The 15,239-nt window shown below is 46.8% G+C and carries 11 protein-coding genes; 2 read left to right on the top strand and 9 right to left on the bottom strand.

The window, feature by feature from the left end:
- Window positions 1-24: 24 nt before the first annotated feature.
- Window positions 25-1,611: a BCCT family transporter gene (locus D8S93_RS11955; RefSeq protein ID WP_005392697.1), complete on the bottom strand. Its 1,587-nt coding sequence runs from the start codon at window positions 1,609-1,611 to the stop codon at window positions 25-27.
- Between the two features lie 304 nt (window positions 1,612-1,915).
- Between D8S93_RS11955 and D8S93_RS11950 the strand changes: the two genes are divergently transcribed.
- Window positions 1,916-4,324, top strand: a complete 2,409-nt coding sequence (locus D8S93_RS11950) for a beta-mannosidase (protein WP_152813373.1) — start codon at window positions 1,916-1,918, stop codon at window positions 4,322-4,324.
- Window positions 4,325-4,425: 101 nt separating this feature from the next.
- Here D8S93_RS11950 and D8S93_RS11945 read toward each other — a convergent pair whose 3' ends face one another.
- From D8S93_RS11945 to D8S93_RS11925, 5 genes are all read right to left on the bottom strand, one after another.
- The gene (locus tag D8S93_RS11945; RefSeq protein WP_152813370.1) at window positions 4,426-4,680 is read right to left on the bottom strand and encodes a hypothetical protein; all 255 of its coding nucleotides are present in this window, start codon (window positions 4,678-4,680) and stop codon (window positions 4,426-4,428) included.
- A gap of 185 nt (window positions 4,681-4,865) precedes the next feature.
- Window positions 4,866-6,368, bottom strand: a complete 1,503-nt coding sequence (locus tag D8S93_RS11940) for an efflux transporter outer membrane subunit (protein ID WP_319802991.1) — start codon at window positions 6,366-6,368, stop codon at window positions 4,866-4,868.
- The gene (locus tag D8S93_RS11935) at window positions 6,365-9,427 is read right to left on the bottom strand and encodes an efflux RND transporter permease subunit (RefSeq protein WP_152813368.1); all 3,063 of its coding nucleotides are present in this window, start codon (window positions 9,425-9,427) and stop codon (window positions 6,365-6,367) included. Before D8S93_RS11935 ends, D8S93_RS11940 begins: the two co-directional genes overlap by 4 nt.
- A 10-nt stretch (window positions 9,428-9,437) precedes the next feature.
- The gene (locus tag D8S93_RS11930; RefSeq protein WP_193621606.1) at window positions 9,438-10,520 is read right to left on the bottom strand and encodes an efflux RND transporter periplasmic adaptor subunit; all 1,083 of its coding nucleotides are present in this window, start codon (window positions 10,518-10,520) and stop codon (window positions 9,438-9,440) included.
- Between the two features lie 103 nt (window positions 10,521-10,623).
- Window positions 10,624-11,505, bottom strand: a complete 882-nt coding sequence (locus tag D8S93_RS11925) for a LysR family transcriptional regulator (RefSeq protein ID WP_319802990.1) — start codon at window positions 11,503-11,505, stop codon at window positions 10,624-10,626.
- A gap of 112 nt (window positions 11,506-11,617) precedes the next feature.
- Between D8S93_RS11925 and D8S93_RS11920 the strand changes: the two genes are divergently transcribed.
- Window positions 11,618-11,977: a DUF6559 family protein gene (locus D8S93_RS11920; RefSeq protein WP_152813364.1), complete on the top strand. Its 360-nt coding sequence runs from the start codon at window positions 11,618-11,620 to the stop codon at window positions 11,975-11,977.
- Window positions 11,978-12,055: 78 nt separating this feature from the next.
- Here the strand turns inward: D8S93_RS11920 and tyrS are convergent, their stop codons facing one another.
- The 3 genes from tyrS to D8S93_RS11905 form a co-directional block, all read right to left on the bottom strand.
- On the bottom strand, window positions 12,056-13,315 hold the full coding sequence (gene tyrS / locus D8S93_RS11915; RefSeq protein WP_152813362.1) for a tyrosine--tRNA ligase: 1,260 nt from the start codon (window positions 13,313-13,315) through the stop codon (window positions 12,056-12,058).
- An 82-nt stretch (window positions 13,316-13,397) separates the two neighbouring features.
- Window positions 13,398-14,204, bottom strand: coding sequence for a response regulator transcription factor (locus tag D8S93_RS11910; RefSeq protein ID WP_152813360.1), 807 nt, complete (start codon window positions 14,202-14,204; stop codon window positions 13,398-13,400).
- A gap of 192 nt (window positions 14,205-14,396) precedes the next feature.
- Window positions 14,397-15,176 carry a hypothetical protein gene (locus tag D8S93_RS11905; RefSeq protein WP_152813358.1) on the bottom strand — a complete coding sequence of 260 codons (780 nt, stop codon included), beginning with the start codon at window positions 15,174-15,176 and terminating at the stop codon, window positions 14,397-14,399.
- Window positions 15,177-15,239: the final 63 nt, after the last annotated feature.

Below are 15,239 nucleotides of genomic sequence, written 5' to 3'. Positions count from 1 at the left end.
TCGCATATTGGTTAGAGAGGCGGTTTAAACTAGTCCTTGCTCTTTTGCCATTTTACTTGCGATGCCAGGCGCTTTCCAAATGCTTGGCAGCAAAATGAAAGACACAGGCACGGCGGTAATTACAATGAAAGACTGCAATGCAGAAATACCACCAGAGCCCATTGAGATAAGCGCAATAGCGACAATACCCATCATCAAGCCCCAGAATGAGCGAATCACTGCGTTTGGTTCTGTTGAGCCCGTCATTACTACACTGATTGTGTAAGTCATTGAGTCACCCGTCGTCACGATAAATGTTGTCGTTAAGATCAGGAACAGAACCGAAATGATCATTGGATAAGGTAATTCACCCGTAATCGCTAGCAGTGCTGCAGGCAAGTTAAAGCCTTCAAACGCAGATGAAATCAAGCCAGGGTTATCAAGTTCAAACGCAAGGCCACTGCCGCCAACGATACTAAACCAGAAGCAAGTAATCAGCGGTGCTGCGATGCTAATAGACATGATCAATTGGCGAATTGTACGACCACGAGAGATACGAGCAATAAAGATCGCCATCATTGGGCCATAACCGATAAACCAACCCCAGAAGAATACTGTCCACCAGCTTAGCCAGCCCGTATCACCACGGTAAAGCGCCATTGGGAAGAAGTTATCTACCATGCGACCAACGCCTTGTACGTAGCCATCAACAATAAAACTTGTCGGTCCAAAGAACAGGATGTAACCAATTAACAGCACAGACAAAATAATGTTGTAACGACTGACGATTTGAATACCTTTGCTCAAACCGCTTAGTGCGGAAAGGGTATACATCAGGATCGCTGCCATGATAACCATGCTTTGCGTTACGAACGTATCTGGCAGGCCAAACAATGAGTTTAGCGCGTAGCTAATTTGTAAACCTAAGAAGCCGATAGGGCCGATTGTTCCTGCTGCTACGGCAATAATGCTACATGCGTCAGCAACATCACCAATCCAGCCTTTAATGGCTTTATCGCCAAACACAGGGTAAAGCAGAGTACGCGGCTTAAGAGGCAGGCCTTTATCGTAATGCAAGTGCATTAAGACAATGGAAGATAGACCACCAAGGATCGCCCAAGCTAAGAAGCCCCAGTGCATAAAAGACTGAGATAGAGCATTGATTGCGGCAGTTTTCGGTGAAGCTTCACCGTATAAAGGTGGGGCAGTCACAAAGTGCGCGATAGGCTCAGCAGCGGCCCAGAACACACCACCACCTGCAAGTAGGGTACAGAGTACAATTGACAACCACTTAAAGTTATCAATATCAGGTTTCGCTAGACCACCTAGACGCACATAACCAGTGCGACCAAACGCAAGAGCCAAACCAATAAGGAAATTCAGAAGAAGCAGTACTTGCCAGTAAGCTCCGAAATATTTAGTAGCAAAGCCGAAGCCGGTGTTAACCATTGCGGTTAGAGAGTCGGTATTCGTTAGGGCAAGTAAAACGAATAGAGTGAGGAAGCTACCACTTAACCAAAAGACAGGATTGGTGAGTTCGAGGCGCTTGAGCAGAGATGGGGGATGAATAGCAGAATAGTCAGCATCCTGAATAGGCGCTGTGTGGGAGGCGGCATTCGTCATATTTGACATAATTACTTCGCTTTTTAGGGCTATGAAGCCGTGCATTTCCCCTCACATCGTTTCGACGAAAAGTGTGAGGATGTTCAAAAAGCCGATGATGTTAACATGTCGAAGTTGCAAATATAACCTTAGATTTCGATTAATTTTTAACAGGTTAGCCAAGTTGCTGATTTTTGGGTAGAGATCAAAGGAAAGTGTTTTTACGTGAAGTGCACCGCATTTCGTATGTAAATAACATTTCCCTTGTTTTTGCATGGATTACTCAGGATTACATTGAGCAAACATGTTTCTTCTCCAAACTGAGGTTTACTCAATGGCTCACTTCGAACTTAATGGACAGTGGTTACTTACCTCGCCACAGCGTCCCGATATTGAAATTCCAATGTCTATTCCGGGCGATAATATTTCGGCGCTTTTACAAGCAGAGCGCATTCCGGATCCTTATTTTGCCGATAATGAAAACAAAGTTCGTTGGATTGAAGAGTGTGAGTGGCATATCTCGCGTGAGTTTGAAGTCGACGCGTTTACGTTGTCTGCCAAGCAAGTTTGGATGACGCTAACTCGTGTCGATACCTTGGCAACCTTCTATATTAATGGTGAGTTAGCACTAACTTGCAGCAACATGTTTACTCAACAACGAGTTGATATCAAACCTTATTTAAAACAGGGCATAAATACTGTTCTTGTTCAATTCGCAAGAGTCGATATAGAAGGTGTGGAACGTGCTAAAAAATTGCCTTTCCCAATCCCTTCCGCAATGGGAAATAATCAAATTCCGCACATGAATTTGATCCGAAAAACGCAATGTCATTCCGGATGGGACTGGGGCATTTGCTTGATGGTATCGGGTATTTACGACCCCATTCAAATCGACATTGTGAATGAGCTTTGGCTCAAAGGCTTCTCGACAGAGCAGCAATGGCAAGCCGATGAGAGTGTGTTTCTTGATGTAGTAGTTGAAGTGGAAACGGACAGTCAACGCCATGAAATGATGGTTGAATTTAATGGTGAGCGTCAATGTATTCAAATAAAAGGAAGTGGTCACTATCATTGCCAGTTCCACATTTCGGAGCCTCAACGCTGGTGGCCATCGGGTTACGGCGAAGCTTATCTTTACCCCATTACCATTTCTTGCAGAGAGCAAAAGTTAACGCGCAACGTTGGTTTGCGTCAGTTAACCCTAAATAACCAAGCTGATGAACATGGCTCTGCGATGGAGTTTATCGTTAATGGCGTACCAATTAATGCCAAAGGTGCAAACTGGATCCCTGTTGACGCAATGCCGGGGCGAGAATGCGAGACACGTTATCGCAACCTTTTGCAAAGTGCGGTTGATGCTAACATGAATATGATACGTGTGTGGGGCGGTGGTCAGTATGAGAGTGAAACCTTTTATAACCTTTGTGATGAACTTGGCTTGTTGGTGTGGCAAGACATGATGTTCGCATGTTCACTGTACCCATCTGATAATGACTTCTTAAAAGAGGTCGAAGATGAGCTTCGATACCAAATCCCTAGGCTTAAAGAGCACCCATCAATAGCACTTTGGTGTGGTGACAATGAAGTGATTGGTGCCATTGGTTGGTATGAAGAATCCAAGCACAACAAAGTCAAATACACGGTTAACTACGATCGCCTCAACCGCATGATTGAGCAGGTGACTACTGAGCACGATAGCGCTCGTCGTTTCTGGCCAAGTTCCCCATGTAATGGTGAACTGGATTTCGGTGACGCGTGGCATGATGATAGTAAAGGTGATATGCACTTTTGGGACGTTTGGCATTCAGGAAAACCATTCAGTGCCTACCTTGACGTGAATCCTCGTTTTTGCTCTGAGTTTGGTTTTCAATCTTGGCCATCTTTTGCAGAAGTTAAGCAGTTTGTCCCGGAGCAAGATTGGAATATCACGTCCCTAACCTTTGAACAACATCAGAAGAATCCTCGTGGTAACAGTATCATCACAGAGATGTTCACGCGTTATTTCCGTTTTCCCTCTGGATTCGAGAACATGCTGTATTTAAGCCAAGTTCAGCAGGCAATCGCGATCAAAACTGCGTGCGATCATTGGCGTGCCATTTCTCCAGTTTGTCGCGGCATGCTGTACTGGCAACTCAACGACAACTGGCCTGTCAGTTCTTGGTCTAGCTTGGAATACAGTGGTCGTTGGAAGCAGTTGCACTACCATGCAAAACGCTTTTTTGCGCCGCAGTATTTGGTATTTTCCGAGCATACAGGCAAGTTGAGCCTGCATTTGCTCAATGATGCCAAAGAGCCCGCAAGCGTCAACGCACTGCTCAAGTGGGTAGATTGGCAAGGGGAAGAAAAGCAATGTTGGAGCTTAGAACAAACGGTCATAGCAGACAGCAATACGATTTTGTGGCAATTGGATGAATCGGTTGAGAAGGATGAGCTTACGTCAGGCTTCTTCTATGTTGAAGCGCAAATCGGTGAAGACAGAATAAGCAACACATGGTTTTGCACTCATGAGCTGAAAACTTTGCCTATGGCAAAAGCCAATATTGATGTCTCTATTGAGGGAAGCCAAATTACATTGATTGCTGACAAGCCTGCGTTTTTTGTTCATTTGGAAAGTGATGTTGATGGAAGGTTCAGTGACTCCAGTTTTACTCTGCTGACCAACGTTCCAATGACGGTTGAGTATTTAGGTGATGATGTTTTCGGCATGCAACAGTCGTTGAGGGTATACCACCTTAATGATTAAAACGGGCATAGAGCATCTATATGCTGATATCTGAGAAGGGGGCCTTTGCTCCCTTTTTAGTTACCAAGTATCCGTTATTAAGCTCAGGTTGAGACAGAAGTTTATTTAAGTTTCTGATGAATACGGTAGCCAACAACAAAACCTATGTAGAATAGCGCTGCGAGAGTAAGCATTGCCGTCGCGTACGCCAGTAGGCTGTTTAACCCTAAACCAAAAGCCAGAGTGAAGGCGATACCATGAATGGCTTCCGCAGGGATTCGGTACCAAGCAGCATGAACGGAAGATCCGAATAGGAGAAATGTGCAAAGTAAAACGATCGTGCCGCCTATAAAGCCGACCCATCTGCTGTTGTTCATGTTGTAATCTCAGGTGTTACCGAGGTAACGTAACAAAATATTTCAGAGCATGCATTATACAACCTAGAGAGGGTATAGGTGGTAGAAATATTTGCCTCACAAACTAAGAGGCCATCTAAGTGGCCTCTTTTTAACCGATTTAACGGCATCCGTTATGATGCAAAGGTGTGAGGCTTGTAAGAAACCTAACCTTTGGCATTCGTTTCGGGTTGTGCTTCTGGTTGTAGCGTCCAATCACCACCAAGTGATTTGTAGAGCGCAATCGTAGCTTGTGCGGTTTGCAACTTTGCCGCGACTTGCTGATCTTGCATCATGCGTTGCTGACGTTGCGCATCTAAAACCGATAAGTGATCAATCAAGCCTGCTCGGTACAGTGACTTGGCTTTGTTGACGGCGTTATTGGTGGCTTTCAATGCATCATCGATTCGGCGCTGATTTTCTTGGCTGCGACCATAAGTAAACAGCGTGGATTCGGTTTCTGCCAAAGCCGCCTCTACCGTATGTTGATAAGACAATGTCGCCGAATCAAAACGCGCTTGGTTGATGGCTTCAATCGCCTCGCCACGCCCCCCATCGAACAAGTTCCAGCTTACGCCTGCCGCGCCCATCCAACCGAAAGAATCGCTACTGAAAAGATCGTCAAAGCTTGACGCCGACAACCCTGGAGCGCCCGTCAAAAAGAACTTCGGATATTGATCAGCAACGCTTGCTGCTAACTCTTCATTGAGCGCGGCCATTTCGCGCTCGGCTAAGCGAATATCGGTACGACGTTTCAACAGATCGGAAGGTAAACCGACCGGCACCATGTCCTGCATGACAGGTACACTATGTTGCTTAGACAGACGGATTTCGACTTGCGTTAGCGGCTCACCAAGCAATACTGCTAAACGATGTTTGTGCGCTTGTTGTGCAATCTCTAACTGCGGAACGAGCGATTCCATCGCCGCAAGCGTGGCCTTTGCTTGGGCTAAATCGAGATCAGAACCGTAGCCGCTGCGCACGACTTTCTCGACGAGGTCGAGTGTAAGTCGTTGATCTTCTAAGTTCGACTTTGCCAACTCAAGGCGCTCGCTTGCACCTTGGTATTGCAAGTAGTTGTGAATCAAATCCGCCGTGATCACTGTGTTCAAGCCGCTTTGATAAATCTGAGCTTGTTCGAGACGAATATGCGCCGCGTTCGCTTGGCGGTCAATGCGCCCAAACAGATCAACTTCCCAAGCGATACTCGCGCCTGCAAATACACCATCGTGCTGATTATCCATTAGGGTGACGTTACCAATTTGAGGTGGCAGACCCGACACGGAATCACTGAGTGGATTCAATATCGGACCGAGTGAAGAGTCATTTTTACTGAACTGATAGTTCATGTAACCCGCACCGAGACTAATTGTCGGCACCTTGAATGACTCCACCATGGTTTTATAGTTGTTGGCCATTTTCACCCGCTTGGCCGCCACTTTCAGCGGAATGTTTTGGCTCTGCATGTCTTGAACCATTTGATTCAACACCGGATCGTGAAACTTAGTCCACCAAAACTCAACGTGTTGTGAATCGGTACTCAACCCTGCATTTTCGGCGTTCAAGTAGGTTTCTGCCATGCTGGTGGTCGGTGCTTGGTAGTCGGGGCCCACTGCACAACCTGCTAAACTTAGGGCTAGAACGACAGGCGTTAGAATGAATTTTTTCACGATGACGCCTCCTCTAGCTCAGCGTTGGTTTGTGTGGACGGTGCTTTTTCTTTATAAGCAAGGCGATACAGTGCCGGCATGACAAACAGTGACAATATGGTTGCGGCCGCCAAGCCTCCGATGATGGTTGCCGCCATTTGGTCAAACAGCAGATCTGACAGCAGCGGGATCATGCCGAGCGCGGTCGTTAACGCACCCATAGAAATTGCCATAGTACGGTTGACCGTGGCTTCTTTAATGGCGTCAGACAAGCTCATGCCATTTGCGCGTTCGAGCTCAATTTGATCCATTAGTACGATGCCATTCTTGATGATCATCCCGGTCAGTGTGATAGCTCCGATCAGCGCCATAAAGCCAAATGGTTTATCGAATCCAAGCAGAGCAAACACAGCCCCTGATGCTGCCAGTGGTAGCGTTGCGAGGATGATGATTGGCTGCTTAAAGCCGTTGAACATCGCAACTAGGATGATCACCATGATCAGCATTGCTTTTGGTTGCTGCTTCATGATGTCGGTGACCGCTTTGTCTTCATCGTAATATTCGCCGCCCCATTCCATGCTGTAACCCGCCGGAAGTTGGATAGATTCAACCTGATCTTTAATGGCGTTTCTAACGTTCGCTGGTGTGGAGTCTCGGCTCACACCAGCTTGAACCGTGATGGTTTTCACGCGGTCTCGTCGCCAAATCATGCTCTCTTCGGTAACCAGTTCGAATCCATCCACCACTTGACCAAGCGGAACGCTGTTAAAGCCAAGTAGCGAGCGCACAGGTAGCGTTTCTAGTGACGCCATGTTTTGCGATGTGCCACGTAACTGAATTGGAATCAACTCATCATTCAGGTTCATTTGTCCGAGCGGCATGCCGTCTGATGCGCGTTTTAGCGCGAAAGCGACATCGGCGCGGTTAATGCCTGCTTGACGCATTTTGTCTTGGTTTAGAATCGGCTTGAGCACTTTGCTTTCTTGGCGCCAATCATCGCGAATGTATTTTGCATCTGGGTTTGAAGCAAAAATCGTTTTCGCTTCTGCCGCTAGTTGATGTAATACGGTTTCATCCGGACCAGAAAAACGCACCTCAACCGCGAACTTATCTTTGGTTGCCAGCTTCAGCGCTCGGAAGCGAGGTTCGGCATCCGGAAACGCCTCTTTCAGCCAATCATCACCACGCGTTACCAAGTGACTGATGCTCTCGTAGTCTTTGGTGTTGATCAGAATCTGCCCGTAGGCAGGGTCGAGCGGCTCAGGTTCTACCGTTACCGAAAAGCGCGGTGCACTGGTGCCGACATAGCTAGAGATACTTTCCACTTCTGGCTGTGCGACCAACCATTCTTCAACTTTGCGCATGTCTGCCGAGGTTTGTTCTATCTTGGCACCATTGGGTAGCCAGTAATCGAGAAACACAATTGAGCGATCCGACTGAGGAATAAAGTTCACGGCCACATACGGGATTGCCACGGCTGTGATTAAAATCAGCGGAACCAAAGCGGCTAATGCTTTACGCGGGTTGTCCACCGTCCAGAATACCAACTGTTTATAACGGCTCGGTTTGGTCTCTTCGCTGTTAGCTTTTGGCTTGATGAACATCCACGCCATTAATACCGTAAACGTCATCGCGACGATCCATGAAAGCAACAGTGACGATGCCACAATGTAGAACACAGAGCTTGCAAACTCGGCGGAGTCGGTTTTGGAGAACAACACTGGGCTTGCGCCCATGATCGCGATGACAGTTGCGCCTAAAAGTGGCACAGCGGTTTCTTTGACGGAATCAATCGCGGCGCGAGTTCGCTCGATACCTTTGTTGAGCTTGGCGATCATCATATCGGTGATCACAATGGAGTTATCCACCAACATGCCCAGTGCGAGAATAAACGTACCTAGCGAGACACGGTGCAAATCGATGCTGGCGATGTTCATGTAAACAAGCGTGAGCAAAATCGTCAGGAGCAAGCTTGCGCCAACGATGGTTGCACTCTTAAAGCCCATGAAGACCAACAACACCACAAAAACAATCGCGACACTTTCAAGCAGGTTGCCAACAAAGTCGTCGATAGACTTTTGTACTTCTTCAGGTTGATAAGCAACGGTCGAGATGTCGACACCCAGCGGCAGTGTTGCTTGGTAGTTAGCGATGATGTCTTGAATCGTATCGCCAAGTGACACCACGTTAATGCCTTGAACTGGGCTTACCGCCAAGGTGACAGCGGGCTCTCCATTGTAGCGGTTTTCTGCCAATGCTGGTGTTTGATAACCCATGGTGATGTCGGCGATGTCACCAAGACGAATCAACCCCGAGCCAAACTCTCCGGTGCCACCATTGATGATTAAATTGCGAATGTCTTCTAGAGACTGAAACTCACTGGTTTGCGCAATACGAATACGCTCTGTACCTGCATCGAATTTTCCCGCTTCGAACGTGCTGTTTTGTGTGCTCAGTTGGTTCCAAACTTGTGCGATCGACAAACCATATTGAGCCAAGCGCTCGTCTGGCATATCGATATGTACAACGCGAGGTTGAACGCCGTGTAGCTCGATCTTTTTGATGCCGTCGACGGCTTTGATTTGGCGTTGCAGCTCTTCGGCGTAGCGACGCAACTCTTCTGGCGCAGCATCTGTGCTGTGGATAGAGAAAAGCATGCCGTAGACTTCAGAGAACTCGTCTTGTACTACGCTGATCTGCGCGCTGGAAGGCAGCTGCAGTTTTACATCGTCCACTTTGCGTCTCAATAAGTCCCATTCCTGCGGAAGTGCTTTGGAATTAAGGCTCTCTTTGAGGTCAACAAAGACCATAGACAAACCGGGGCGAGACAATGAGCGTAAGCGATCTAACTCCGCCATTTCCTGCAATTTGGTTTCAACGGTATCGGTGACTTGGTGTTCGACTTCTTCGGCAGACGCACCCGGGTAAAGGGTCACGACTACCGCAGTTTTTACCGTAAAGCTCGGGTCTTCCAACTTGCCTAAGTCGAAGTAAGAATAGATGCCAGCGATCACGCTCAATACGATAAAGAACAGAACGAACTTACGTTGGCGAATCGCGAATTCAGCTAAATTGATCATGGATTCGCACCTACAACGTCTTGATAGTCAGGTTTGGGGCGGCATCGCCCTCGCTCAGATAATGGCTACCGCTGATCACCACATAATCGCCTTGCTCAAAACTTCCGGTCACACACGCTTGGTATGCGTCGATAGAGTCAAGATTGACCGGCTCTGAATGAATAACCGCATCACGAACCACATTCACGTGCAGAGTTTGTTTCTCACCCAAAATTGCAGAGTAAGGAAAGCAATGGCTTGAGTTGCTGGTGTTGAGAGCGGTATTTACCGTGACTGCTTTACCGTTGAATAGCGCACTGGAAATCGAATCGATGTCTAGCGTGACGGTATAGGTTTGTTTGAGCAGGTGCTTTTTCGGCGCGATTTCTGCCACGGTTGCTCGGTAGGATTGCTCCGAATCATACCAAGTCAACGATGCTGGCTGACCTAGTGCGAATTGCGCAATCATATTTTCCGGCACGTCGATGTCGACTTCCCAGCTGCCTTCTTGCTGAATTGACACAACACTGCCGCCCGGCAAGGTTTGCTCATGTGGATCAATAGAAACGTCGGCAACAATGCCAGTGAATGGCGCACGTAGAGTGGTGTAACGTAGGGCATCTTTTGCACGTTGGATGTTTTTCTCAACCACTTTGACGGCTGAGAGGCTACGTTCGTAGCTGTTGATGGCTCGGTCTAAGTTTACGCTGGCAATGGCATCATCAGAAGTTGCTTGTTTTACGCGCTTTAACTCGGCTTTCGCGAGTTTGTGTGCTGATTGCGCTTCTAACATGCGCGCTTGTAATTCTTCTAGTGAGACTTGGTAATCGTGCTTGTCCAGCGTGGCGATGACTTGGCCTTTTTCTACCAAGCTGCCTTTATTTACGAACACGCTTTCCACGGTGCCAGGTACACGAAAAGAGAGTGAGGCGGTTTCTTTTGCTTTTACGATCCCGCTGAATGATTTGTTGAGTTCTTCATTCCTTTCGTTGACTTCAATTACTTGAACGGGTCTGGATGCGCTTGGCTCCTCAACCTGAGGTTGAGCTTGATTACAGCCGAGTAGAGAGAGCGCGATAGTGCTCAGCGCAGCGGTTTTGATTTGATGATTCATAAGATGGCTCCATAATTTCGGCGCCATCTTATAATCCATAGATGTTCAGATAATCATGCGTACGCATGATTCAATGTCACAAAATGTATGATAATAATGCAAGCTACAAAAGTTTTGGGATTTTATTGCACAAGTGTTCAATAAGTAACCGGCTAGCTTGGTTCAGCGTTTTCGGCTTAGGGTAGAGCAACCACCCCGTTTCTTCTGTGACGGCATATTGAGACAATACTTGCACCAATGCACCGGATTCGAGCTCATTTTTTACCAACAGTTTTGGGATATAACTAATGCCGCGGTCAAGCACTGTGGAACTTTTGATAAAGCCGATGTTGTTGGAAATGAGTTTCGGTTTGAGCGCTACGTTTTGTTCCTGAAAATGCCAAAGGTTGTCGACATTGCCATTTGGCCAACGAAAACAAATGCACTGATGATCGCTCAACTCTTCTAATGTGGCTGGTGTGCCGTGAGTTTGAAGATAGTTCGGTGAGGCAACGACACATCGGTCTAGCGTTAAGATCTTTCTGGCGACAATGTCTGAATCAAACAGCATGCCGCCGTGCAGCGCGATGTCCAACCCCTGCTGAAACATATCAATAAAGCCATTGTTGATATTGCGAATGTCGAGCTCAACCTGCGGATATTGATCCTGAAATTCAAACAAAATGGGTTGAAGAGGTTCATAGGTTTCTGGCAGAAGGCCAAGTTTGGTTTTGCCTCTGACTTCGATGCTTTCGTTACTGGCTTGCTGGTTTGCCGAATCAAGCAAGGTGAGCACTTTTTGCACATCTTGGTAGTAGGCATCGCCTTTGTTTGTCAGCGAAAGACTGCGAGTGGTGCGGTGAAAAAGTTGCGTTCCGAGGTAACGTTCCAGTTCTCCAATGCGTCGGCTAACATTTGCTCGTGGCAAATCCAAAGCATTTGCTGCCGCTGTAAAGCTGCCAAGTTGGACGACTTTGGTGAACAGTTTTAGATCGTCAATTTTCACTCTTGAACTCCATACTCTTTGAGCGCCGTGCTAAACCCTGACACTCTAGAGTATTGATGTGTGGTATACAAAACTTATTATTAATTATCGAAATATAAATAAGGACTTCAACATGTTGAGATTTATACAACGTCGCCGCATTAAGAAAGTGATTAAGCTAATGAGTACCAGATTGGTGGTGGGATACGGCAGTCGTGAGTACTTTTCCGTCGGTCAGGTAAAGACGAGCACCAGTGAGTTAAGCACGTGCCAACAAAAAATTGCGTTGGCGTTGTACGCGAATCCGCAAGAGCTTGATTTGGAAAACCAACCAGAGTTGCAAGCCATCCGCTCTGATGTGGCGAATGACTTCTTTGCTGGTGCCGATTATACCGCTCAAGATGTGCTTAATTTATTCGGTGCTGGTGGCTGGAAAGGCGGCCGAATGGAAGATGGAATGTCTCATCATTTTGGTATGCACAGCCGATACTAGAGCGAGCTAACCTTATAAAGTCTTGTCAGTTAACTCGCTATATCACTTTGCCTTGTGAGGTGTCACTACGATGCTTTGTTAAGCGGTACGCTTTACGAGGCAGAAGTGCTTTTTACCGCGTTGTAGTAACCAGTATTGGTCAAACAGTGGGAAGCTTAAACTCGGGTTATCAGCCGACACTTTTTCACCGTTTACACTGATGGCGTTGTTGCTGATGTGTTCGCGCGCAACACGTTTCGAGCTTGCTAAACCCGACTCAACCAGCAGCTCAACCAAATCTTGTTGTGCACTCTCAATGCTTGGTAAACCATCCAATTCCAACTGTTTTAATTCACCCAAACTCAGTTGTTGCACATTACCGCTGAACAGTGCTTGAGTGATGCGCTCGGCACTAGATAGGCCGTCTTCGCCATGAACAAATCGCGTCATTTCTTCAGCGAGAATACGTTGTGCTTGTGGCTTGCCTTGGCTTGCTTGGTCTTGCGCTTCAATGCTGGCAATTTCTTCGCAGCTCAAGAACGTGTAGTAACGCAAGAAGTGGTAAACGTCGGCGTCTTCTGCGCCAAGCCAGAACTGGTAGAAGGCGTAAGGTGAGGTTTTGCTAGGGTCTAGCCACACTGCGCCGCCTTCGGTTTTGCCAAATTTGGTGCCATCGGATTTGGTGATCAGCGGCAGAGTTAAGCCAAATACTTGCTCACCATTTTGGCGACGAGTTAAATCGATCCCACTGACGATGTTTCCCCATTGGTCATTGCCACCGATTTGCAAACGACAATCGTATTGACGGTTTAGCTCGGCAAAATCGTACGATTGCAGCAGGGCGTAGCTAAATTCGGTAAAAGAGATGCCTTGATCAGGGCGTTGCAAGCGTTGCTTTACCGACTCTCGGTTGATCATGGTATTGATCGAGAAGTGCTTACCTACATCGCGGAAGAAGTCGATGACGTTGATCGCTTTCATCCAGTCAGCGTTGTTCACCATGATCATTGGCTTGGCCAGTTGGTGATTCATCAACTGCTGAATTTGATTCGAAAGATCGTTAACCCAACCTGAGACGATTTCTGAAGAATTCAGACTGCGCTCGGTCGCTTTAAAGCTTGGGTCGCCAATCATGCCCGTTGCGCCGCCAATCAGGGCAACTGCTTGGTGTCCGGCATCTTGAAAGCGCTTAAGCATGATCAAAGGGACGAGGTGGCCGATGTGCAAGCTGCCAGCTGTAGGATCGAAGCCGCAGTAAACGGTTTGTGGCCGTGAGAGAAGTGTCTGAATTTCTTCCAAATCGCTGGCTTGTGCAATCAAGCCACGATCTTGTAAATCTTGCAGTAATGGTGTCGTCATTCTTTTTGTCTGTCTTAGTGGTTGTTGTATTCAGACTAAAACGCGACACTTTTTGTCGATATATCCCTTAAGGGACAGTTTTTTATCTTGAATGGAGAATAAGGTGATTGAGGAAAAGCTGGAATAACTCACTCAATGAAGACACATTTAACTGCGAGTAAATGCGTTTTCGATGATTTTTGACCGTGCCTTGCACTAAGTGTAACCGCGCGGCAATTTCTTTGGTGTCAAACCCTTGAGCGAGAAGTGAAGCCACCTCTTGCTCGCGACGAGTGAGTGATTCTACGCCAAATGTTGCTAAAGCTTGCTCAATGGCCAATCGCATACTGCCAGAATAAGCACTTTGGGCAAAAACAGGCTCAGAAAAGGTAAACTCCGTTTGTTTCCAGTGCTGCTGACAAAGCGATTGGATTATCGGGAAGTAGGGCTTTAATTTATTGATTTGCTGTTGAGAAAAGTATTTTCCACCATTCATATACCCGAAGTACAGCATGACCCAACGGCCAGGTTCGACTTCGACTAGCATGCTCAGTTCGTCTTTCCACCCGGTCTGATGGTAGAACTGTTCGCAGTAGGAAGTAAAATCAACGCCTTTACGCGCCACGTCTTTGAGCGTAAATATGCCTTGTTGTTTTGTCTCGTTTAGTTTGAGAAAAAAAGGGTCATTTTGAAATGAGTCAGTAAGGTAGCGTTGAAAAAGTAATTCTCGCTCGTTCTCAATCGAGTCGTAGAGATAAATAGGATGTTTACCTTCTCGATAACCTAAAATAACCGCGCAATCAAAATGAAAAAGAGTGCGAATGACACGCATAAGCTTAGGAGTAAAGTTAGGCGTATTAAGAGCAGAAATTGCTTCTGCTAGCAGATTATTAAAGTTATTGTCAGGCATGGGATACCGAATTGCAGGTGGTTTTGCGCAAGCATAACCAAAAGCAATCCAACGAGAAAGGGAAGTCGCCATCTTCTGGTGACTTCCATAGAGAAAGTTGCGTAAGTGCTCAGTTTTGAGGAATCATAGCTCGTTAACTTATTGATAAGGGTGCATAACAACTGCTTTATTTAAGTGATTAGTTGCTATGCATTACTGCGAGTTAGTTAGCTCTTCGTTAACCCAATATTTAGAACCAGACACGTTAGCATCGATGAGCAGACCTTTAGCGTTCAACTGATAGACGGCGACGCCGCTGTTAAATTGTTTTGAAAGTTGCTCTGAATCTTCGCCCGCAACAGCAGAGGCTTCACTTGTGGCCTCCCATCCTTCGTTGACGAACGTATCAAAATCTTCTTTGCTCTCAAACAGAACCACTTGTTGGTAAAATTTGCCGCCAGCCCCAAGTGCAACGCCCAAACCAAACATATTCATATAAGTGCGTTTTTCTGTTTCCTTATTGACTGCGACACCTGACCCTGAGTTGGTGTGAAACAATAAAGACAATTTACGAGAATCAAAGACCGCGTAGCCGCAAGCGTTGTCGTAAATGGCTTTGGCCTCCGGCTTTTCATTAAACAACTTGAGCAAAGCACTATCCGCCATTAAGTCCACGGCTTGGCGAGCTTCTTCTGGCGTGTCGCCTTCCATTAGTTCATCAATTTTCTTGTCGGCTGCATCTATCCATTCTTTGCTTTTCTCGATACTGGCTTCTGTCCACTCGCCCGCGGTATTGATTGCTTCCTCGGACCAATTAGTGAAATCTTGCCACGCTTGTTTTGAAAAGGCTTTGGTATCGTCCCAAGCATCTTGCGCAGTATCAGAAACCGCTTCGCCTAGCTCAGACATTTTGTTGGAAATATCATCCCAATCTGCGTAAGCGGGAGATGCTAGGAGCATCAATGTGGTAATGAGTGCGATAGACTTTTTCATCAAATTCTCTCTGGAGTTGTCGATACATCATTCATTCTAGGTCATCAGACTTTGATAATGAAA

The organism is Vibrio sp. VGrn 2 (assembly GCF_009361695.1).
Classification (GTDB): Bacteria; Pseudomonadota; Gammaproteobacteria; order Enterobacterales; family Vibrionaceae; genus Vibrio; species Vibrio diabolicus.
The sequence above is the reverse complement of the archived record's forward strand: the minus strand, read 5'-3'. Positions and strand labels throughout refer to the sequence as shown.